The 21367-nt window shown below is 37.8% G+C and carries 16 protein-coding genes and 3 pseudogenes; 14 read left to right on the top strand and 5 right to left on the bottom strand.

The window, feature by feature from the left end; all coding sequences use genetic code 11:
* Positions 1 to 221 precede the first annotated feature (221 nt).
* From B9N66_RS09910 to B9N66_RS04725, 12 genes and pseudogenes are all read left to right on the top strand, one after another.
* Entirely contained in the window at positions 222 to 1136 is a 915-nt protein-coding gene (locus B9N66_RS09910; protein WP_257639775.1) for a TonB-dependent receptor, read from the top strand.
* A gap of 34 nt (positions 1137 to 1170) precedes the next feature.
* Positions 1171 to 1716, top strand: a pseudogene (locus B9N66_RS09905) (TonB-dependent receptor domain-containing protein); the annotation flags it as partial.
* Between the two features lie 55 nt (positions 1717 to 1771).
* Positions 1772 to 1903 (top strand): methyltransferase domain-containing protein, encoded by a 132-nt coding sequence (locus B9N66_RS10095; RefSeq protein WP_374057419.1) that lies wholly within the window; start codon positions 1772 to 1774, stop codon positions 1901 to 1903.
* A gap of 53 nt (positions 1904 to 1956) precedes the next feature.
* Positions 1957 to 2421, top strand: a complete 465-nt coding sequence (locus B9N66_RS04760; RefSeq protein ID WP_087580110.1) for a hypothetical protein — start codon at positions 1957 to 1959, stop codon at positions 2419 to 2421.
* 40 nt (positions 2422 to 2461) lie between these two features.
* Entirely contained in the window at positions 2462 to 3424 is a 963-nt protein-coding gene (locus tag B9N66_RS04755; protein ID WP_257639773.1) for a FecCD family ABC transporter permease, read from the top strand.
* Positions 3421 to 3849: an ATP-binding cassette domain-containing protein gene (locus B9N66_RS09900; protein WP_257639772.1), complete on the top strand. Its 429-nt coding sequence runs from the start codon at positions 3421 to 3423 to the stop codon at positions 3847 to 3849. The genes B9N66_RS04755 and B9N66_RS09900 overlap by 4 nt, the downstream gene beginning before the upstream one ends.
* A 6-nt stretch (positions 3850 to 3855) precedes the next feature.
* Positions 3856 to 4197: an ABC transporter ATP-binding protein gene (locus B9N66_RS09895; protein ID WP_257639771.1), complete on the top strand. Its 342-nt coding sequence runs from the start codon at positions 3856 to 3858 to the stop codon at positions 4195 to 4197.
* An 11-nt stretch (positions 4198 to 4208) separates the two neighbouring features.
* The gene (locus tag B9N66_RS04745) at positions 4209 to 5222 is read left to right on the top strand and encodes an ABC transporter substrate-binding protein (protein WP_087580108.1); all 1014 of its coding nucleotides are present in this window, start codon (positions 4209 to 4211) and stop codon (positions 5220 to 5222) included.
* 396 nt (positions 5223 to 5618) lie between these two features.
* Complete coding sequence (gene sdhA, locus B9N66_RS04740; RefSeq protein WP_087580107.1) at positions 5619 to 7481, top strand: 8-methylmenaquinol:fumarate reductase flavoprotein subunit; 1863 nt, start codon at positions 5619 to 5621, stop codon at positions 7479 to 7481.
* Between the two features lie 9 nt (positions 7482 to 7490).
* Positions 7491 to 8456: an 8-methylmenaquinol:fumarate reductase iron-sulfur subunit gene (gene sdhB, locus B9N66_RS04735; RefSeq protein ID WP_087580106.1), complete on the top strand. Its 966-nt coding sequence runs from the start codon at positions 7491 to 7493 to the stop codon at positions 8454 to 8456.
* Positions 8457 to 8458: 2 nt separating this feature from the next.
* Positions 8459 to 9316 (top strand): 8-methylmenaquinol:fumarate reductase membrane anchor subunit, encoded by an 858-nt coding sequence (gene sdhE / locus B9N66_RS04730; RefSeq protein ID WP_087580105.1) that lies wholly within the window; start codon positions 8459 to 8461, stop codon positions 9314 to 9316.
* Between the two features lie 214 nt (positions 9317 to 9530).
* Complete coding sequence (locus tag B9N66_RS04725) at positions 9531 to 14237, top strand: hypothetical protein (RefSeq protein WP_087580104.1); 4707 nt, start codon at positions 9531 to 9533, stop codon at positions 14235 to 14237.
* 58 nt (positions 14238 to 14295) lie between these two features.
* On the opposite strand, the gene htpG is transcribed toward B9N66_RS04725, so the two are convergent.
* Positions 14296 to 16152 carry a molecular chaperone HtpG gene (htpG, locus tag B9N66_RS04720; RefSeq protein WP_087580103.1) on the bottom strand — a complete coding sequence of 619 codons (1857 nt, stop codon included), beginning with the start codon at positions 16150 to 16152 and terminating at the stop codon, positions 14296 to 14298.
* 248 nt (positions 16153 to 16400) lie between these two features.
* Between htpG and B9N66_RS10090 the strand changes: the two are divergent.
* Positions 16401 to 17297, top strand: a pseudogene (locus B9N66_RS10090) (Cache 3/Cache 2 fusion domain-containing protein); the annotation flags it as partial.
* A 27-nt stretch (positions 17298 to 17324) separates the two neighbouring features.
* Positions 17325 to 18377, top strand: a pseudogene (locus B9N66_RS10085) (methyl-accepting chemotaxis protein); the annotation flags it as partial.
* A gap of 146 nt (positions 18378 to 18523) precedes the next feature.
* On the opposite strand, the gene B9N66_RS04710 reads toward B9N66_RS10085, so the two are convergent.
* From B9N66_RS04710 to purS, 4 genes are read right to left on the bottom strand one after another with little or no spacing between them, the layout of a single operon-like run.
* Positions 18524 to 19198, bottom strand: a complete 675-nt coding sequence (locus B9N66_RS04710) for a lysophospholipid acyltransferase family protein (RefSeq protein ID WP_257639779.1) — start codon at positions 19196 to 19198, stop codon at positions 18524 to 18526.
* Positions 19179 to 20474 carry an SH3 domain-containing protein gene (locus B9N66_RS04705; RefSeq protein WP_087580100.1) on the bottom strand — a complete coding sequence of 432 codons (1296 nt, stop codon included), beginning with the start codon at positions 20472 to 20474 and terminating at the stop codon, positions 19179 to 19181. Before B9N66_RS04705 ends, B9N66_RS04710 begins: the two co-directional genes overlap by 20 nt.
* Entirely contained in the window at positions 20468 to 21133 is a 666-nt protein-coding gene (gene purQ / locus B9N66_RS04700; RefSeq protein ID WP_087580099.1) for a phosphoribosylformylglycinamidine synthase I, read from the bottom strand. The genes B9N66_RS04705 and purQ overlap by 7 nt, the downstream gene beginning before the upstream one ends.
* The gene (gene purS, locus B9N66_RS04695; protein WP_085657331.1) at positions 21130 to 21366 is read right to left on the bottom strand and encodes a phosphoribosylformylglycinamidine synthase subunit PurS; all 237 of its coding nucleotides are present in this window, start codon (positions 21364 to 21366) and stop codon (positions 21130 to 21132) included. Before purS ends, purQ begins: the two co-directional genes overlap by 4 nt.
* Between the last annotated feature and the right edge of the window lies 1 nt (position 21367).

Raw genomic sequence — 21367 nt, 5'->3', positions numbered from 1 at the left:
TATAAAAAATTATATTTATAGTATCTATTTATCTTATCAAAGCTATGAAATTTTTTAAAAATAGTTCTCATAATGCCTTATTTCAGCTTTTTTGAATAAAATATATTTTTAAATATTTAATAAATTAATAAATTATATTTAATATTTGTTTTAGTAACATTTCAGATGTAAAATTTTTAGTAAAAGGAGTGAAAATTGAGTTACAAAATCTCAGTTGCAACATGTGCTGCGCTTTTGATGTGCAGTGGTTTTTAAGTCAAGTTTTTGCTGTGCAAACGACAAAACTTGAGGGTATCGAAGTAAATTCAGTCAGTGACAACATCAGCGAGAGTGGCATCGATGAAGGAATTTTAAGCAAAAGAGTAGCCGCTGGTCCTTTGGCTGACAAAAAAGTTATAGATATGCCTTATCAAGTAAATACGATCTCAAAAGAGGTTCTTGATAATCAAGGTGTTCAAGGTTTTGAAGATGCAGTTAGGTATTTTCCTTCAGCACAAATTCAATATCGTGGCGGTGGCGATGTTGGTCGTCCGCAAACTCGTGGCTTTCAAGGCTCAGTCGCAGGTAACGTCCTTTGGGATGGTTTTTATGCTTCATCAACCACAGCTATACCTATGGCTATGTTTGAGAGCTTGCAAATCCAAAACGGACTTGCTGGCTCGCTTTATGGTGGTGCTACACCTTCTGGATATTTCCTCTACTCTCGCAAGCGCCCAGTCCCACTTCAAAACGTTATCTGGACTGATTACAGCTCAAGGTCAAATTTGGGCGTAGGTCTTGATACTTCAAACAAATTTGAAAAAGTTGGATATAGGGGTGTCTTTTACTATTCAGGCGGTGAAAAGAATGCTAAAGATAGTAAATTCTCTCGTCGCTTAGCCTCACTAGGACTTGATTTTTATCTTACAGAGAATTTGACACTTGAGACAAACTTTAGCCACTATGAGCATAAAGACTCAGGTATGCCAGGTGGATTTAGCATGCCATTAACAAACGGAGTAGCAAATTTTGACGTACCAAGCCCTGTAAAAGATACTAAAAGAGGACTTGAGCAGTCTTTTGGTGGTAATCACCTTAAAACAACGACAGCTAGTGTAAAACTAAAATACGCTCCAACAGAGAACTTGGTACTTTGAAGGTGGCTATCAGTGGCAAAAGGCTATCAGAGATATGTATGGCACCGATGGAAAATTCTTAAATCAAAATGGAGATTATGAAGTTACTAAAAGTGGTGGCAGTGGTGCATCTGGTAGATTTGATGTAGATAGCTGGTTCTTAAAAGGTTTGACAAATTTTGAAACGGGGCCTTTATCTCATAATTTTGCCATAGCTACAAACGGCTACCGATGGACCATTTATAGTGCTAGAAATAGAGGTGAAGAAAGAGTGCTTGGTAACTCAAATTTATATCATCCAGTAATATTTAATAATCCACATGTGAAAAAAGGAAGCGGTAGATATAAAAGTAGTAGTAGCGATATGAAAAATATTTCTGTTGTTGATGATATTAAATTCAATGACTACTTTAGCACTATCTTATCAGTTTCAAGAAGCTGGTTTACAAGCTATAAGCTAGATCCATCTAAAGAGAAAAACTATGATAAAAGTGGCTTTAACTACGGTGTAAGCCTTGTCTATAAGCCAGTTGAAAACGTAAGCCTTTATACTACTTATGCAGATAGTATCTCAAATGAACAATCAACTTATACTTTTAGAAGAGGACCTAGAACAGGTGAGACTTTAACAGTAGAGCCTATTAGAAGCAAACAATATGAGAGACGTGGGATGTGGCCCAGTAAGACTTGGCGTGCCACTTGCAAAGCTAGCAAAGAGTGTAAGCGCGCTAGATCCGTTTGCAAAAATGCTTGAATACGCTAAAAAAATGCAAAAGAGGCTGGAGTAAAAAATATAAATTTCATCCAAAAAGACTGGAGTGATGAGGCGAGCATAAAGGGCTTGCCAAAACATGACATCGTGCTAGCATCACGCTCGGTTGGGCTTTTTGATATAAAAAAGCTTTGCAAATTTGCTAAAAAATATGTCGTGATGACCTCGTTTTTGCCAGATCATCCGAGCCTAAAAGATATCTGGCAAGACTTCTTAAAAGGGATAAAAGATGAAAAAGAGGCAGGTCTTAGCGATAGGAGATTTGGCTATAACTTTATCTTTAACATCGCTTACGACATGGGAGCAAATCCAAATTTAAAGATAATAGACACCATTTTTGAGAGGGATTTTGCTAGCCTTGAAGAGGCGTTTTCTTATTTTAGATTTGTTGGTGAGATCGCGCCCGAAAAAGAAGAAATTTACAAACAAAACGTAGAAAAATATCTTACCAAAACAAATAACGGATATAAATTTAAAAGAGAAACCAAGAGCTATCTCATCTGGTGGGACGTGCGGGAGATGAAATTTGAGTAGCCAAAAGATCATTTTTGCATTATTTGCGCTTCTTTTGCTGGTGCTCTTTTTTTCATTAGGTATCGTATGCTACGAGATAAGTTACGCTCAAATTTTTGAGTTTATAAGATCGGCTATTTTAAACGAGCAACCAAGCGACGAGCAAGGCTACACGGTCTTTACGCTCATTCGCTTGCCAAGGGTGCTTTTTGCCATCTTAGTTGGAGCAGCGCTTGCTAGCTCTGGAGCTGTCTATCAAGGTCTTTTTAAAAATCCTTTAGTCTCGCCTGACATCCTTGGCGTCTCAAGTGGCGCAGCTGTGGGAGCTAGCGTGGCTATCATCTTAAATTTTAACTACATAGGCGTGCAGCTTAACGCATTTGCTTGCGGTCTGTTTGCGGTTTTTGCCGTCGTTTTTATAAGTAGCGTCATCGTAAAGAGCAGGCTAAATTTACTCGTGATGGTGCTAACTGGCATCGTCATCTCATCTCTTTTTGGAGCGCTTAGCTCGCTTATAAAATTCCTAGCTGACAGCGAAGACAAACTGCCAGAAGTTACTTTTTGGCTGATGGGAAGCCTAGCAAGAAGCGGTGGATATAAAAATTTAGCTCTACTTTTTTGCGTAGTTATGATCTGTCTTGTGCCGCTTTTCATGCTTCGATACAAGCTAAATACGCTTAGTTTTGGCGAAGAAGAGGCTAGGGCTATGGGGCTAAATGTCAAATTTTACAACATCATAATCATCATCGCCTCAACACTTCTAACCGCTACTTGCGTCTCATTTTGCGGCATCGTGGGCTGGGTGGGTCTCGTCATCCCTCACATCATGCGCTTTGTCGTGGGGGCAAATTTTATCACACTTTTTCCAGCTTCGCTGCTTGGCGAAGGGCTATTTTTACTGATAGTTGATACCACTTCACGCAGTCTAATGGCAAGCGAGATCCCACTTGGCGTCATCACTTCGCTAGTTGGCGCGCCTCTTTTTGTCTATCTGCTCTATAAAAGCAAAAAGGGTTTTGCGTGAAATTTGAGATAAAAAATTTAAGCTGTGGCTACGATAAAAAGGCAGTTATAGAAAATTTCAACGCAAATTTACAAGATGGCAACATCTTTTGCCTGCTTGGTAGCAATGGAGTTGGCAAAATGACGACATTTAAGACGATACTTGGCTTTTTAAAGCCACTTGGAGGAAAAATTTTAATAGACGGCAAAAATGCGCTAAAGATGAGCGAGAAAGAGCGAGCAAGCTTTATAAGCTACGTCCCGCAAGCTCACACACCGCCATTTGCTTTTAGCATTTTTGACGTGGTGATGATGAGTGCAAATGCCAGACTTGGTATATTTGAGCGCCCTAGTAAAGAGGATGAAAAGATAGCGCTAGACGCGTTAAAGACGCTAAATTTAGAGAGCTTTAAAGATAAAATTTACACCGATCTAAGTGGTGGCTAGCGGCAAATGGTGCTGATAGCTAGGGCATTAGCGCAACGCTCAAAGGTGATGCTACTTGACGAGCCAACGGCAAATTTAGACTTTGGCAACCAAATGCGAGTTTTAAAAGAGATAAAAAAGCTCGCAAAGCAAGGCTACATCATTATTCTCACCTCTCATCAACCAGAGCAGGTCTTTTATCTAAATGCAAAGGTTGCGATGCTTGGACGGGATAAAAACTACATCTACGGCGAGGCTAGCGAGGCGATGAGTAGCGAAAATTTAAAGAAAATTTACAGCGTAGATATACGAGTGGTGAAAAATATCATCGATGAGCGCGAGCATTACTCTTGCGTGATGGTGGATTAAAAGGAGAATATATGTTTAAGAAAATTTTACTTTTGGCTTTTTTGCTTGTTAGTTTGCAAGCAAGAGTGGTGCTTGATAGCGACAATAAAAAGGTAGAAGTGCCTGATGTTATCGAGTGTGCTACGCCTTTGATAGGTGCATTTGTGCAGGTCTCTGCGATGCTTGGCAATGAAGATCATATAATTAGTGGTGCGCCAAAACTGCCTCCACTAATGTCAAAAATTTTTCCAAAAATAAAGAGCAACGATAACAAAAGTGGCATGCTAAGTAGCAGCGTTGAAACGATCATCGCATCAAAAACGCAAGTTGTTTTTGGACCAGTTGGTATGATGTTTGATGAAAACAGCAAAGCTCAGCTTGAGAGCGCTGGCATCGCAGTTGTGAAGATAGATAAATTTCAAAGTATCAAAGAGATACAAGACAGCTTTAGCAAGATCGCTGAAATTTGGGGCGAAAAGAGCGTAAAAAGGGCGCGTGAGTTTAATGACTATTTTAACGACAACATAAAATTTGTAAGCCAAAAAACAGCAAATTTAACGCCAAAAAAGAGAGTTTTGGTGCTTAACTACAACTCAGGAAACTTTAGCACCATTAGCTCAAAAGATATCGGCGCAGAGTATATTAGCGTGGCTGACGGCATAAATTTAAGCTCAGAGCTAAGTGATGGGGATTTTAAAATTTCAAAAGCGATAAACGAAGAGCAAGTCATCATCTTTAACCCAGATATCATCATAACAAATTCACAAAAAAGTGCCGATGCTATCGCTAAAAACGCATCATTTGCTAAGCTAAAAGCTGTGCAAAATGGAGAAATTTTTGTAGTGCCAAGTGGCGTTTATCTTTGGAGCGTAAGAAGTGCTGAAGGTGCGCTTTATCCGCTTTGGCTGGCTAAGACATTTTACCCAGAGCAATTTAGTGATCTAAATTTAGAGCAAAAAACAAAAGAGTTTTACGAGAGATTTTATAACTACAAGCTAAGTGATGGCGAACTAAAAGAAATTTTGCACCCAAAGGGTGAATTTTGATAATAGGACAAAAATAAGGTTATTTATTATATTTAATATATTTATTTAAGTATAAAAGAAAATTTATATTTATAACGCCCTGAATAATAGCTTTTAAAGCTTAAAAGCTTAAAAATAAAAATAAACTTCAAATTGGTAGAAATTTTTATATATCTTATAAATTTTCTACCACTAAATTTATAAAAACTACCTTGAAAAGCCCATTCTATCCTTTTTGATTTTAATACCAGCTCTCATTTCTTAATCTAAAATAAATCTTTATGTTTCTTTTAAGTAAATTTAATGTAATGTTTCATTATTAATTATTTAATTAATGTAGTCGTTTTAAAAAATATTAAGAAATGAACTGGCGGTGCGTTTTAAACGCTAAAAATTTACTAAGATAGGAAGTTATCAATGAGTGAAAAATTTACCAGAAGAGAATTTCTACAAAGTGCCTGTATCAGCGTAGGTGCGCTAGCTACAACAGCTGGTGCGACCAATGTTTTTGCTGGTGAGTTGCCAAAAGGCAATGAAAGTGGCTTGCCATCTGTTGATGTGCTAATAATCGGCTCTGGTGGTGCTGGACTTCGTGCAGCAACAGCCGTTCGCAAGCAATATCCAAACTCAACCGTCGTTGTTGCTACAAAGATGATGCCATCTCGCAATGCGACCTGTATGGCGGAGGGTGGAATAAACGGCGTTACTGACTTTAGTAATGGCGATAGCTTCAAGCTTCACGCTTATGATACAGTTAAAGGTGCGGCTTATCTTGCTGATCAAGATGCAGTTGTGAAATTTTGCGAGGCAGCAGGCGCGGTCATCCATGAGCTAGATCACAACGGTATGCTTTTTTCTCGTATAGATAATGGCGACGTATCTCGTAAAGATAATGGTGATGTTGCGTTTCGCTTTATGGGCGGCGCTAGCAAAAAGCGCTGTAACTATGCGGCTGATAAAACTGGCCACGTTTTGATGCATGCGTGCTTGGACGACGCGATCACAGCTGGTGTGAAATTTCTAATGGACCATGAGCTGCTTGAGATTGGTCTTGAGGATGGCAAGGTTGAAGGCGTCGTTCTTCGTAATATCCAAGATGGTCAAATTTACCCAGTTCTTTGCAAATCTCTAGTCATCGCAACTGGCGGATACACTAGAATTTTTTATAACCGCACATCAGTTCCATTTATAGCAACTGGTGATGGCATCGCCGCTGCGCTTAAAGCGGGTCTTGGTTTTGAAGACCCTGAGATGCTTCAGTTTCACCCAACTGGCGTTCAAAATGGTGGCACACTAATCACTGAAGCAGCTCGCGGCGAGGGCGGATACTTGCTAAATAACAAGGGCGAGCGCTTTATGAAAAACTATCACGAAAAGATGGAACTAGCTCCTCGTGACGTCGTCGCTCGTGCGATCGAGACAGAAATTCGCGAGGGTAGAGGCTTTGGTGAGGGTATGAGCGCTTATGTACTTTGCGATGTTCGCCACCTTGGCAAAGATACTATTATGAAAAAGCTTCCAAAAATTCGCCACACAGCCATGCTTTTCCAAAATATCGATCTAATCGAGCAACCAGTGCCTATCCGTCCAACAGCTCACTACTCAATGGGCGGTATAGAGGTAGCTAAATTTGATGATATGAGCACAAAAATTCCTGGAATTTATGTAGGTGGCGAGGCTTCATGTGTATCTATCCACGGTGCAAACCGCCTTGGTGGAAACAGCCTAACTGATGCAGTGGTCACTGGCGATCTAGCTGGTAAAGGTGCTGGCGCATACGCAAAAGATGCTAAATTTGCAAGTGGCAAAAAGACTTCAGAGCTAGCTAAAATGTGGCAGGATAAATTTAAAGCCATAGCAACAGGCGAGGGTGGCGTGAACGACATGTATGCGCTTCGCGAGGAGCTTGGTAAAAACAACTGGGATTTAATGGGAATTTTTAGAACAGGCGACAAGCTAGATCAACTCTCTAAAAACCTTGAAGCTATCCAAGCAAGATACGACACTATAAAAGTGCCAAATAAAAATCCAGTTATGAATACCGCCTTTACAGACTATGTCGAGCTTGGCAACCTTATACTTCTTTCTCGTGCAGCATGTCTTGCAGCGCAAAAACGCCTAGAGAGCCGCGGCGCTCACACAAGAGAAGACTATCCAAAAAGAGATGATGTGAATTTCTTAAAACACAGCATCGTTACATTAAATGACGGCAAGTTGGAGCTTGGTTACAAAGATGTTGTGACAGGCATATTTTCACTTGACGGCAAAAAGCCAGAGTAAGGAGCTAGGATGAAAATTATTATCGACCGCTTTGACGGAACTAAAAAATATGAATCAGTTTATGAACTAACAAATGAAGAGATCAAAGGTAAAACTCTTTTAACAGTGCTTCTTGATATCAAACAAAAAAAGGATGCGACGCTAAATTTCACAGCATCTTGCCGCTCGGCGATATGTGGAGCGTGTGCTGTTAGAGTAAATGGTCACTCATATCTAGCCTGTGATACAAAGATGAATGAGCTTTTGGCTGAGTATGATAACCCAGAGAGTATAAGAATTTCTCCACTTGGAAATTTCAGGGTTATATCTGATCTTATGGTTGATTGGGAGCCAAGTATCGAAAATTTACGCAAGATTAGGCCTAGTATCACTGCTAAGTCAGAATTTAGTGCAGAAAAAGGCTGTAAGCAAAGTCAAAAAGAGTATGAAAAAGTAGCACTTGAATGGGACTGCATACTTTGCGGTGCGTGCGCTAGCGAGTGTAATAAACTTGAAGCTGATGCGAGTGATTATATGCAGCCATTTGTATTTGTTCATGCTTATAGGGCGGCATTTGACTCACGTAGCAAAGATCCTATGCCACATCTAAAACCAGCTATCGATAATGGCCTTTGGATGTGTGTAAAATGCCAAGAGTGCGCTGATCGCTGTCCAAAAGGTATAAGCGCATGCAAGGATATAACTGATCTTCGCATTATGGCTATACAAAAAGGCTTTGATGATGGCATGGGACCAGATCACGCTGAGGCGTTCTTAACTGATCTAGTTGATGGCTCAGGTAGACTAAATGAGATCAAGCTTGCACTTCGCTCTGAGGGAGTGTTTAGAAATATGGGCAAAATGGATATCGCTGCAAATTTAATGCTTGCAGGCAAGATGAATCCACTTCATATTTTCGGCGAAGAGGACATAGAAGGACATGATGATCTAGTAAAAATGATAAATGCGGCTCGAAAAGCTGCTAGTAAGGAGTAATTATGCAAAACGAATTCGCTTTTTTTCCAGGATGCGTACTCTCTCAAGCAGCTAAAGAGGCTAAGATGTCGCTTGAGGCTATCGCTCCGATACTTGGCTGGAAGCTTCACGAGATAAGGGGCTGGAGCTGCTGTGGTGCCCAACAAGCACAAGACGTAGATCCTATCGCTACGCTTGTAGCAAATGCTAGAAACATAGCGCTTGCAGAGCAGATGAATATGCCGATGCTTACGACATGTTCAACTTGTATGCTAACTCTAACAAGAGCAAAAAGCACGCTTGATAAGGGTGCAAAGGACCGCATAAATACTTTCTTGGCTGAGGGTAATATGAAATACAATGGCTCAATTGAGATCACAAGCCTTCTTTGGGTGCTTTATCAAAACGTAGAAACGCTAAGAGCAAAGGTTGTTAAACCACTTAGCGGGCTAAAAGTAGCGCTATTTTACGGCTGCCACAGCCTAAGACCTGAAAAAGATCTACATAATAGAGAAAGCTCAGTCAATCCAAAGAGCTTTGAAACCGTTGTAGGCGCACTTGGTGCTACTATTGTGCCATTTGAGAAAAGACTTGACTGCTGTGGATTCCACGCTAGCTACCCAGCTGGCACATCTGTAAGAAAAATGTCAAGCCAGATCGTAAATAACGCCGATGAAAACGGCGCTGACGTAGTTGTCACACCATGCCCGCTTTGTCAAATGCAACTTGACATCTACCAAGAGAGATATCAAGATGAAAACCACTCAAACGTGAGAAAGCCAATCATTCACCTATCTCAGCTTGTAGGTCTTGCACTTGGTCTATCTGTTGAAGATCTTGGACTTGATCTAAACATCATCGACGCTACCAAGATAGCTTAAATTTATCCCACGTCTTTTGGCGTGGGAAATTCTTAAAATTTATTTTTCTATTACAAACAAAGCAAATTTGGCATTTTATAAAAATTTTTAATATAAAAATGGATCAAAAATAATAAAATTTATTATGTAAATTCTTTTATTTATATAAAATATTTTTTAGCTATAATCGCGTGAAATTTTAAATGGATTGATTATTAAATTTAAAGGACTAAATATGCAAAACGTTGGTATAGTCGCAAAAATAAGCGGAAAAGTATTTGTAAAACGCAATGGAAAGTTGATCGCACTAAAGCAGGGAGATGAGATATTTTTAGGCGACGAGATCATAACACAAAGTAGTGGTGATACAGTCATTATAAATTTCTACCACGCTTCGCCTATCACGTTACTTGAGCCCCAAACTATTATCATCACAAAAGAGCTATCAAAGGCAAATTTTAACACGCAAGGCAGCGAAGCACAGATAGAAGAAGATAAGAGAAAATTTCTTAGTGAGAATGAAGAAACAAAAAACAAAGGCGAAGATGATAACTCTCACAACGCAAACCATAGTTCTCATGGCTCAAGCCACAGTAGTAGCTTTGCAAGCATAAATGGTTTAAATTTTGATACACAAGGTCACATCTCAAATATTATTGGTGTTGATGGTGGTGCAGTTGTACTGCCAGTCATATTAAAAGAGTTGGCATTGGCACATAGGTCTATTAGCGGCGCGGTATCAGCGGTAGAGCAAAAAGAGAGTGCTCCGGTTATTGCGGCACCAAGTGTTAGAATTTTAAAAGACATTGATGGCGACGGCTATATAAATATTGCAGAAGCAGGCGGCGATGCAAATCATACTGGTATGGCGGTTACTTTTAATAATGACTTCAAGCCAAACGACAAAGTGACATTGGAAGTCGTAAATAACGGTGTAAAGACCATGCTTGTTTATAAGGTTGATCAAGCTGGCATAAGCGTGATAAATATAAATAATCCAAGTGAAATTTTGCCTATTTCGTCAAATGCTACAAACCCAGAACAAAAAGAATTTATCATTCCAAGTGTCGCTGTCACTCCAAATGCTACATTTAGTGTAAATTCTAGTATCACTCTGGCAAATGGCACTAACTCATCTGTGGCAAATATAGCCACAAGTGTTGATACTATCACTCCAACTCTTGCTTTTAAAAAGGTAGTTTTGGGTAAAGATTTAAACCGAGATGGCGTCATAGATGCAAGCGAAAATAGCTTTAATCCAGCAGTTAGCACACCAAGTGATGATGCAAAGGTCATCTTATCACCAAATATGAAAATAGGCGACAAGATAAAACTAACTACCACTGATCCTGACGGAACTTTACATGAAAAAGTGCTGGTTAAAACATCTGGTAATATGCTTGTAGATAAAGAGAGCGGTGAGAGCTATCCGCTCACAAGTGAAAGTGGTGGAAATGTCGGTTTTAACGTAGCAAATGCGGTTAAAATTTTATCTTCAACTCCAACAAATGTAAATATCCAAATGATAAGCAAGTCGGGTAATCCAGGTGTAACTGAAACCATAACCATAGCAAACAATAACGACCCAATCGCTGTTTTTACACTTGATGAGAATAAAGATGGCATGATAAATTTAGCCGAGCTCGCAAAAAGTGGTAGCACAGCCTTAATGATAGATATTTATGTGCCAAACAATGCTACAGCTGGCGACAAGATCCGTATAAAAGTTGATGATCCAGCTAGTACACCAACAAGCGTAACAAAGACATATACCATCTCATCTGACGGACTTACCGCTACGCTTGATGGCGGCACAGAGATTATCCCTATAGAAAATGGCAAGATTACAATTGCTGATCCAACAAACTCGAGCGATCCAAGTATAAAAAGGCTAAGTACGACGATCATTGATGGCACGACTGGCACCCCAAAAGCTTCAAGCGTGAGTGAAATTTCAAGCGATATAGTTGCACCTATTAAATCCCCGCATGTGCAGTTTGCAAAAGATAGCGATAAAGATGGTGTTCTAACCAGCAAGGAGAGTGGCTTTAGCCCTGATGGCGTAAAGACACCGATAAAGATAAAAATTCCAAATGATACAAGAGATGGTGATAAATTTGAGATAGATATCGCAGGAAGTGATGGTAAAACAGATAAAATCACTATTAAAATTTCTCAAAACACGTCTGGTGTGTATAGTGCTACGAGAGATGATGGTGTACCTATTAGTGTAAATAATGGCACCATAGAGACCGCCACAAGGCTTTATGGGCTTACGACAAATTTTACAACTACATTTACTGACAAAGCTGGCAACAAAGCAACCCCAGTCAAAGACCGGATAACTCTAGATAATAGCATAAAGGTGCAATTTGCAAGGGATAATGACGGTGATGGACTAATAGATAGCATAACGACTCCTTCAGGTTCGCCGTCAACCCAAAGTGATCTTGATATCTACCTACCTAACAATACAAAACCAGGAAGCAGCATAAACGTCACGATATCAACTCCTACCATACCATCTGTTACAACAACTGTCAAATATACCATAAGCGATGATGGACTAACGGCTATACCAAGCGATGGCTCAGCACCACTTCCAATAGCCGGTGGTAAATTTAGCATACCAGACGTTCCTATTTCCATGGATCACTCTACGCCGGTTAGAGCGACCATCACAACACCTGGCGAGGCTACGACGACTGATGGTATCCGTGGTAGATTATTTGACTTTGGAATTTTAGAGTATATTGACGATGTAAAGCTTGCTACGCAGATAGATGGAGGAATTATAAATATCGCAAAATACTTAAGAGCAGGAGATAATGAAAAAGTTATTCAGAAAAATAACTTTGATAATGAGAGCAAAACTATAAAAGAGTATAACATTTCGCTTACTAACGATGAGCAACCCAATATAGTCTTTGGTGTAGACCGTGCTCCTGGAACCAAACTTCGTTTAGCTCTTGAAGATGATCTTGGTAATGCTAAAATTTTACCAAACGGACAAAACTATATAGATCTAGTTGTAGGTGCAGACAAGCGTGTAAATATGGACTTTGAAGCGCTTGGGATAAAGCTAGATGAGAGATACTCAAATATTAGAGCGACTGTTTTAAAGAGTGATGAAACAAAAGATGATGATCTCTTGGTTCGAGTCGATCTTGATGCTACTCCAGATGCGATAGGCGCACCAAATGCCACATCTAATGTTACTAGTGTAGATATTTCAGGCAGTATCGGAACCGACTCAAATGGAAACAACACTCTTAATAAAAATACCATAAATAAAGTTGATCTTTATGATTTACTAAATTCTGTTCATAAAAGCCCACCTCTTGATAATACACACACTTATTCTGAAAATTTTGCCCTATCAGCCAATAGTACTGGAGCAAATTTTATGATAAAAAATTCTGATGCTGCAGGAAACGTCTCTATTAGCACAGTAACATTTATTGGCAACAGTGGTCTTGATGCTGATATGTGGTTTTACAACTACGTAGATCCGTCATGGAGAGCTAGAGTTGGTAACAATTCCGGTGTTTATAGTACGCAAGGCGGCAAGCCTATCTATAAAGACTATATGGAAATTTATTCTCCAAGCGCCTCTACTACCTATGATGTTGTGCAGTTTGCTTCAGGAACGCACTATAAGACTTTGTCTAATCAAGGAAATATGCACGCAGAAGACCTAGCTAGAGTTGGTAGGCATGGAGATAGTGCCTTATATGATGCGTCTAATCCATATGCACCAAAGAAATTTAGAAATGGTGTCGATACTGCTGCTGGCACTGGTGATAATATAGGCTTTGCAAATGGTGTTTTAAAAGGCAGACCCGGCAATTATACCCTTGGTGAGTCAAATCCTGTTGGATCTGATCTTGTTATGAAGATGAATGGCTGGATATATGTAAGTGCACCTGGAATATATTCTGTAAGAGCAGCAGACTTGCATAACTATGCAGAGCTTACTATAAATGGAACGACACAAAAATTTGGAAGTCCAACAACATATATAAACCCGACGACGGAAGCATCGTATGGTAAAAATGGTCAGTGGTGGAGTAGGGATTTTACATTTGATAAAGCTGGTTTTTATAAACTTGATATGGAGTATATGGACGGAACTGGTGAGATGAACTTATCTTTATATATGCTTCCAAAAAGTATAGCAAACACTTATGGCCCTCAAGATCCATATCCTTCATCTATGCTAGTTGGAGCACAAGGTAGCGGCACGCATCTTTTTAGTAATAATTATGTTGAAGCACTTATTCAAAATGGACATTTAAAAAAGATAGGGACTACAAATTCTTACGAGCTAAGTGACGCTAGTAAATACGGCGAATCAAATTTTGGTGATCTAGTATATCTAAGACAAGAAGGCGATATAAAAGGTGGTAACCTAGACGATGCCTTTGTTTATAGTAAAGGTAGGGCGATAGACGGCAGAGGTGGTGTGGATACTCTGATAGTCGTTGATGATGTGGATTTTTCAAATTTAGATAACGTTAAAAAGATAAATAACTTTGAAAAGATCCAGCTAGGAAGTGCCGATCAAGCGGTATCTATAAAATTTAGCCCAGATGGTGTCTTTGATATTATTGATAGCAGAAACACAAAGGATGCAAGCAATAGTGCAGCTAGTGAGAGCGTAAATACAGTTCTAAAAGTAATAGGCGACAGCAAGGACCTAGTACAGCTCACGCATGACTTTGTAAAAGCTACAAAAGCTGATGTTGCTACGCTAAATAGAAAACATAGCGTTGTCGGTGACATGTACAACAAGGTAGATGTTACAAGTGAGGGTGACGCAGTAAATCAAGTATATAAAGCGACATTTAATCGCCAAGAAACCATCAATGGAAATACAATAAACACAAGACACACCGTCTTTCTTGAGATCCAAGATGGTGTACAGGTCGATTTATTATAAGAAATTTAAATTTATAGAAGTAGGTTAAAGCCCAAAATTTCTCTTGGGCTTTATGAAATTAGATAGCCTTTATCATCACTTTCGTTAATAGCTCTGAAAATTTAGCAGGATTTTCTAGGCTCATGCCCTCATTTAGCCTTGCCATATCAAGAAGCAAAGGCGCTATGTCATAAACCATCGCCTCATTTTTCTCTAGTTTTGCAAAAATTTCATGGTCAGCATTGATCTCTAAGATTGGTTTAACTTTTGGAGCGTTTGCGCCTTGTCCCATTTGTTTTAATATCTCTTGCATAGCGTAATCAGGATCGTTTTTGTCGTAAATTAGCACCGCAGCCGAGCTTGATAGTCTTGAGCTTAGTCTTACATCTTTTACCTCATCTTTTAAAATTTCTTTCATTTTAACAAGCGTATTTGCAACTTTGCTTTCGTCTACTTTTTCATCGCTTTTTATCTCGTCATTGATATCAGCGTGTGAGACTGATTTTAGAGGTGTTTTGTCAAATTCATTGACCATTGGCATCACGATCGTGTCGATCTCTTCGTCCATAATAAGCACTTCGATGTCATTTTTCTTAAAGCTTTCTAGAAGCGGCGAATTTCTTAGCATATTTTCATTATTACCGCTGATATAATAGATCGATTTTTGATCCTCTTTCATCGCCTCTTTGTACTCTTTTAGACTGATAAGCCCATCTCTTTTTGAGCTTTTAAATAAGCAAAGATCTAAAATTTGCTCTTTTTCAGCGTTAAATCCATAAAGCCCCTCTTTTAAAACCTTGCCAAATAGTTTGTAAAATTTTATGTATTTTTTACGATCGTTATCTTTTAGCTTTGCAAGCTCGCTTAAAATTTTCTTTACGCTTTGCTCTTTGACGCTTCTCATGATCGCATTTTCTTGTAAAATTTCACGGCTTACATTTAATGGTAGATCCTCAACATCAATGATACCCTTGATGAATCTTAAATATGGCGGCAAGAGTTCTTTTGCATCATCTGTGATAAAGACTCTTTTTACATAGAGCTTTACGCCACTTTGATAATCAACCCTAAAGAGGTCAAACGGCTCAGTGCTTGGCACATAAAATAGAGTTGAGTACTCGATCTTACCCTCAGCTTTTGTGTGGATGTAAAGGAGCGGATCACTGCTGTCGTGTGAAATTTGCTTATAAAAGTCGTTATAATCTTGCTCTTTAAGGCTAGCTTTATTTAGCCTCCAGAGAGCATTTGCCTTGTTTATTTGCTCATTTTTAGTCTCATATGTGCCTTCTTTTTCGCCTTCTTTTGGAGCGACATAGCTTTGTTTGTCCATAAATATAGGATAAGGAATGTGATTTGAATACTTCTTGACTATTTCTTCAATACGCCAAGAATTTGCAAACTCATCATCGTTTAAGTGCAAGATGATGTCCGTTCCAAAGCTCTCTTTTTGGGCATCTTCGATCTCATAGCTTTTTGCATCAGATGTCCATTTATAGGCCTTGTCGCTAAGTGCTTGTTTGCTTATGACCTCGATCTTGTTTGCCACCATAAATGCTGAGTAAAAGCCAACACCAAACTGACCGATCAGTGAGCTATCTTTTTTGGCATCGCCGCTTAAATTTTTCATAAAACCTTTTGTGCCACTTCTTGCAATGGTACCTAAATTCGCTATAAGCTCGTCCTTATCCATGCCGATACCATTGTCGCTGATGGTTAAAGTCTTAGCCTTATCATCTACTTTGATGTCGATCCTTGGAGTGTAGCTTAGACTTTTATACTTTTCATCGGTCAAGCATAGGTAGTTTAGCTTGTCAAGAGCGTCATTTGAGTTTGAAATGAGCTCTCTTAAAAATATCTCTTTGTTTGAGTAAAGAGAGTGGATCATTAAATTTAAAAGGTCATTGACCTCGGTTTGAAATTCAAATTTATCTGCCATTTTTCTTTTCCTTCTTTTAAAATTTTTGGCAGATTATAACACAAAGTGATAAAAATATACTTAACCTTGATAGCATTACTATCAAGGTTTTTAAATTAATTTTTTAAAATGATTTCAAAAAAGTTATAGTTTATGAATAAAATAATAATGATAATTTATTAATTATTATTAATTATGCATTCTTGTATAAAGTTTATTTAAAATAGTGCTATAATCAAGGCGAAAATTTTTAGAAAAAAGGAGACAAAATGAATTTACGAAGCATTTTGGTAAAAGTTTCAGCAACGATTGCTACGGTTTTGGCAGTATCTATGACATGTTTTGTCATATATACATCAAATATTTTAGAGCGCGAGATAAAAGATGGTGTGCTTACGACAGTAGAACAAAACGTCCAGCTTGCTATGAATACGGTTAAATTATTTGAAAAAGATAATGTAAGTAGTGCAGAGCTAATAATGAGTGTTTTTAAAGAGATGATCGGAAAAATTTCAACCAATCACCAGATGAGTAAGACTGGTAAATACGAAGCGATAGAACTAATATCTCAAAATGGTATTTTAAACAATAACTACGATATTCTAGATAAATTTAACAACGCTACAAAAGGCGGAATTTCAACGATTTTTGCAAAATCAGGTGATAATTTTTTAAGAGTTAGTACATCAGTGACGAAGGCTGATGGTGGCAGAGCTGTTGGTACAATGCTTGACAAAAGCGGTCAAGCCTATAAAAATATCATGAATAAAGAGAGGTATATAGGCGTTGTAAATTTATTTGGACGCAACTATATGAGTATTTATGATCCTATTATTGAAAATAACGAGGTAATAGGAATTTTATTTGTTGGTTATGATCCTACCGAGGGATTAAACAATATGAAAAAGACTTTTTCTGAGATGAAACTTGGTAAGCATGGATATTTTTCTCTTTACAATACTAAAACTGGTAAATTTGACTTTCATCCAACCAAGGCAAATCAAGAGCTAAGCAGTGAATTAAAAACTACTATGGATAATATTGTTAAAAAAGGAAAGGGCATTGAGCCTATTATAATTGATGGGGTTGACTGCATAGTTGCTTTTGAGTCATTTGATAAACTAGACTGGATGGTTTTAGGTTCAGCTGTTACTGATGATTTTTTAACACCACTAAAAGTAGTTAGTAAAAATTTCATCATAGCAAGCATCATAGTTACCTTACTTTTGATAGCTGTTTCGATGCTCTTACTTAAAAAGATGGTTGCAAGTCCTATCGATAGACTAGGAACAAATTTAAATGCGATAACATCGGACTTTACAATTAAAATTCCTATTTATGGTAAAGATGAGATAGCTAAGATAAGTAGAGATATAAATGATTTTATTGAAAGAATAAGGGTATTAATAAGTGATACAAAGCACCTTTCAAGTGAAAATAGCTCCGTTGCGAATGAGCTTAGTTCTACATCTCTACAAACAGGCAAACGTGTAGAAAAATCAACTGAAATAGTAGAAGAGACAAATCAAAGATGTAAAGTAATGCAAGAAAATATGAAAGAATCTTTAGCGGTAGCTCAAGCTGGCAAAGACGATCTTCAAAAAGCAAGCACACATATAAAAACGGCAACTGAAGCTATAAGATCGCTATCGGCGCAGATTATTGATTCTGCTAATGTAGAAAATCAAATGGCTGATAAGATCGATCAGCTTAGCCGTGATGCTGAGCAGGTAAAATCAGTTCTTGTTGTTATCAATGATATAGCCGATCAGACAAATTTACTTGCACTTAATGCCGCTATTGAGGCTGCAAGAGCAGGTGAGCATGGACGTGGCTTTGCCGTTGTTGCTGATGAAGTTAGACAGCTAGCTGAGAGGACTCAAAAGAGCTTAACTGAGATAAATGCAACTATCAATGTCATCGTCCAAGCGATCAATGATAGCAGTGAGCAAATGGGTATCAACTCTAAACAGATCCAAGAGCTAACTCACGTGGCAAGCGACGTTGAAAAAACTATAAATGTTATGAGTGAGACAATGAATAACGCCATAGCAATGTCTGATAAGACTATGCAAGACTACATCGCAACTGGCAAAAATGTAAATGAAATCATGGAAGGCATCTCAAATATCAACCAAATTTCATCTGAAAATGCTAGAAGTGTTGAAGAGATAGCTTCAGCAGCAGAACATCTAAACAAGATGACAGATGCATTAAATTCAAAACTTAGTGTCTTTAGGACTTGAAAGCTTACCTCTTAAGCTAATATTTTTAGGTCTAGCTCCCGCTAGACCATTTTAAATTTATCTATAAAAATTTCTAGTATATAAAATCAAATTTTTATAGATAATGATATAGAAGCAGGGGGCTTTGTAAATTTGCAAAGCCAAATTTATTTTCTATTTTCGTCTAGGACTTTTTGCATACTCTCTCTAGTTGCCTCTAACCAGTTTTCTTTAGAGGTATCTACTAGATCAAGACAAAATATTTTAATATCTGCTTTTTTAAAGCTAAACTCCTTTACTTTTAAAGCATCGCTCCCAATAATCACAATAGGCTGAACTTTTAAATTTAGCTTTTCTACAAGCATTTTAGCTCCGCCTTTAAATGGTAAAAGCTTGTTAGTTTGCGATCTTGTTCCTTCAGGAAAAATAGCTAAAACACGACCATTTTCAACTCTATCTTTAGCCTCTTTTAAAAGTTTTATTAAAGAGTGCTTATTTTCACGCTCAACTGCTATCATCTTTGGCAGGCTCAAAATTTTACCAATTATAGGAATTTTGCCGATTTGTGCCTTTGCTATCCAGCAAAGATTTTTTGGATGAACCTCTTCAAGCACAATAATGTCAAGCATACTTTGATGATTTATAAGCAAGATATTGGCCTCATCTTTAAAATCACCAATTACTTCAAGTTTATATCCACCAAAAAACCTTTGCGATCTTCCCCAAAATTTTCTTATGGCTCTATTTTTATCATTAAATAGCCACATAAAAAAGACAACTAGAACAACGCTGATAACAAACTCAATAGCAAAAAATAAAGCTCTAATTTTTAACAAGATTATCCTTTTTTACCCAGCCAATCTTACCATCAGCAAATAAAATTTTTGAGTAGTCACCTTTTATGTCTAAAATTTCTACATTTTCATTTTTACGAGATGTGTAAAAAATGGTTGAGTTTTTTGTAGGCAAGATCGAAACGCTAATATCTGGTTTTAGAATAGCCTTACCAAAAGGGTTGTAGGTATAAATTCCAAGTGCGATAAAAACAGCTGCTACAAAAAAGTAGCTAAGCCTTCTGCGCCAAATAGCTAATAATATAAAAATTACCGCACAAGAGTATATCGTGATATCTTTATAGGTGCTAAACTCGCTTTGTTTTGGGTTTAGTCCGATTTGTGTGCTGACATCGTCATCTTCGACACTCACTGGCAAAGAAAAGCTTTCAAATTTAGCCTTTTTTAGGTTGTAGTAGTTAAAGTCAAGCGATTTTTTATTTGGCTTAAATACTGCAAAATAATATGCACTTTGTGAGTTAAAGTCGCCATTTATCGTATCTACGCCTTGCTTTAATATCGTTTTATTTTCAATATTAAAAGCACTTAGATCTACGTTGTTACCATAAATTTCTACAACCATGATATTGTTTATATCATCAAATTTTGTTGTCTTAAATTTCCTAACTTCAAGATTATCAGCCACGATATGGTTGTAATTCTCATCGCTTCTAAGCTCTTTTAGCTTTGGCAAAAAGATATTTATACTTGAGTTTTGATAGTTTTCGCCATTTCTTTTTAGATCCAAGCTAACTTTTAAAGTCTTTGCATCAATGCTTGTTGCTTCAAGATAAAAAGTACCTACATATTTGTTGTCTTCGCTTTTTACCCATTGAAAATTTTTCTTATTTAGCCATTTGATATTTGTTTCATCAAGCTGTGTCTCAAACTCAAACTCAAGGTCATTTTGCGTATCAGCCACTATCTCAACATTAAAAATTTCCCCTATAACAACATTTTTTGGTACGTTTGTGGCTTTTAAAAGAAGTTCTTTGACTTTGATCTTATCGTAAATTTGATTATCAGGAACATTAATATCTGGTTCATTTGTTGGCACGATATTTCTCATCTGTTCCGGAGTGATGCGCTCTGGCTGTGGTGATACAAATTTTCTTGAAAAGTCTTGCTCTTTAGCTGGTTTTTGAGTTTTCGGCTTTGCGGCAGGACTATTTACAAATTTATCCTCCCTGGCTTCATCCATCATATCAAAAACACTAACTTCATCAGTGTTTACAGCAAATAAATTTATTATGAGTAGGGAGACAAAAAGAAAATGTTTTACCAAACTAGACCTTTTAGCATCTTCATGCCATCATCTGTGCCTAAAATTTTCTCACAAGCGCGCTCAGGATGAGGCATAAGACCAAAAATCTTTTTGCTCTCATCACAAATTCCAGCTATATTATCGACTGAGCCATTTGGATTTATTTTGTTACCTTTAGCATCACAGTATTTTAGTAATACTTGATCGTTGTCGTAAAGGTTTTTTAGAGTGTTTTCATCAGTATAATAGTTGCCCTCGCCGTGAGCAATAGGGATATTAACTACTTCATTTTTGGCTAAATTTGCTAAGAATTTATTGTTATTTGAGATTACCTTTAGATGATGGTATTTTGAGACGAAATTTAAATTTTCATTTCTTCTCATCGCACCCTTTAAGAGTCCAAGCTCAAGCAGCATCTGAAAACCATTGCAAATTCCTAAGATATAGCCGCCTTTTTTTGCATGCTCTTTTACAGCTTGCATAGCTGGGCTAAATTTAGCTATCGCAGCTGTTCTTAGATAATCTCCATAGCTAAAACCGCCTGGAAGTACGACTAGATCAGCGTCAATCTTATCTTCTTTGTGCCAAATGATCTGTGTTTGGCATCCAAGCAATTTAAATGCGTGAGCTGTGTCTTCTTCGCAGTTTGTGCCAGGAAAAAGTATAATCGCTACTTTCATAACACGATCTCATAGTCTTCGATGACAGTATTTGCTAAAAGTTCTTCACACATCACTTTTAGCTGCTCGTTTGCTTTAGCTTTATCGTTCTCGTCTATGTCTAAAACAATTTGTTTGCCTATTCTGACATTTGACACACCACTAAATCCAAGAGAATTTAAAGCATGCTCCACTGCTTTGCCAGCAGGGTCAAGGACCCCACTTCTTAATGCTATATTTACAACAGCTTTCATC

Origin of the sequence: Campylobacter concisus (genome assembly GCF_002165775.1) — a bacterium.
In the GTDB taxonomy this organism is placed as follows: domain Bacteria; phylum Campylobacterota; class Campylobacteria; order Campylobacterales; family Campylobacteraceae; genus Campylobacter_A; species Campylobacter_A concisus_E.
Note: the sequence above shows the minus strand (reverse complement) of the source record. Positions and strands in the feature narration are given on the sequence as shown.

What these genes read in the sequence shown, in the direction of transcription:
- B9N66_RS09910 (WP_257639775.1), top strand. Translation starts at nt 222, where the DNA reads ATGTGCTGCGCTTTTGATGTGCAGTGGTTTTTAAGTCAAGTTTTTGCT.
- B9N66_RS10095 (WP_374057419.1), top strand. Translation starts at nt 1,772, where the DNA reads ATGAGAGACGTGGGATGTGGCCCAGTAAGACTTGGCGTGCCACTTGCA.
- B9N66_RS09895 (WP_257639771.1), top strand. Translation starts at nt 3,856, where the DNA reads ATGGTGCTGATAGCTAGGGCATTAGCGCAACGCTCAAAGGTGATGCTA.
- B9N66_RS04745 (WP_087580108.1), top strand. Translation starts at nt 4,209, where the DNA reads ATGTTTAAGAAAATTTTACTTTTGGCTTTTTTGCTTGTTAGTTTGCAA.
- sdhA (WP_087580107.1), top strand. Translation starts at nt 5,619, where the DNA reads ATGAGTGAAAAATTTACCAGAAGAGAATTTCTACAAAGTGCCTGTATC.
- sdhB (WP_087580106.1), top strand. Translation starts at nt 7,491, where the DNA reads ATGAAAATTATTATCGACCGCTTTGACGGAACTAAAAAATATGAATCA.
- sdhE (WP_087580105.1), top strand. Translation starts at nt 8,459, where the DNA reads ATGCAAAACGAATTCGCTTTTTTTCCAGGATGCGTACTCTCTCAAGCA.
- B9N66_RS04725 (WP_087580104.1), top strand. Translation starts at nt 9,531, where the DNA reads ATGCAAAACGTTGGTATAGTCGCAAAAATAAGCGGAAAAGTATTTGTA.
- htpG (WP_087580103.1), bottom strand. Translation starts at nt 16,152, where the DNA reads ATGGCAGATAAATTTGAATTTCAAACCGAGGTCAATGACCTTTTAAAT.
- purQ (WP_087580099.1), bottom strand. Translation starts at nt 21,133, where the DNA reads ATGAAAGTAGCGATTATACTTTTTCCTGGCACAAACTGCGAAGAAGAC.
- purS (WP_085657331.1), bottom strand. Translation starts at nt 21,366, where the DNA reads ATGAAAGCTGTTGTAAATATAGCATTAAGAAGTGGGGTCCTTGACCCT.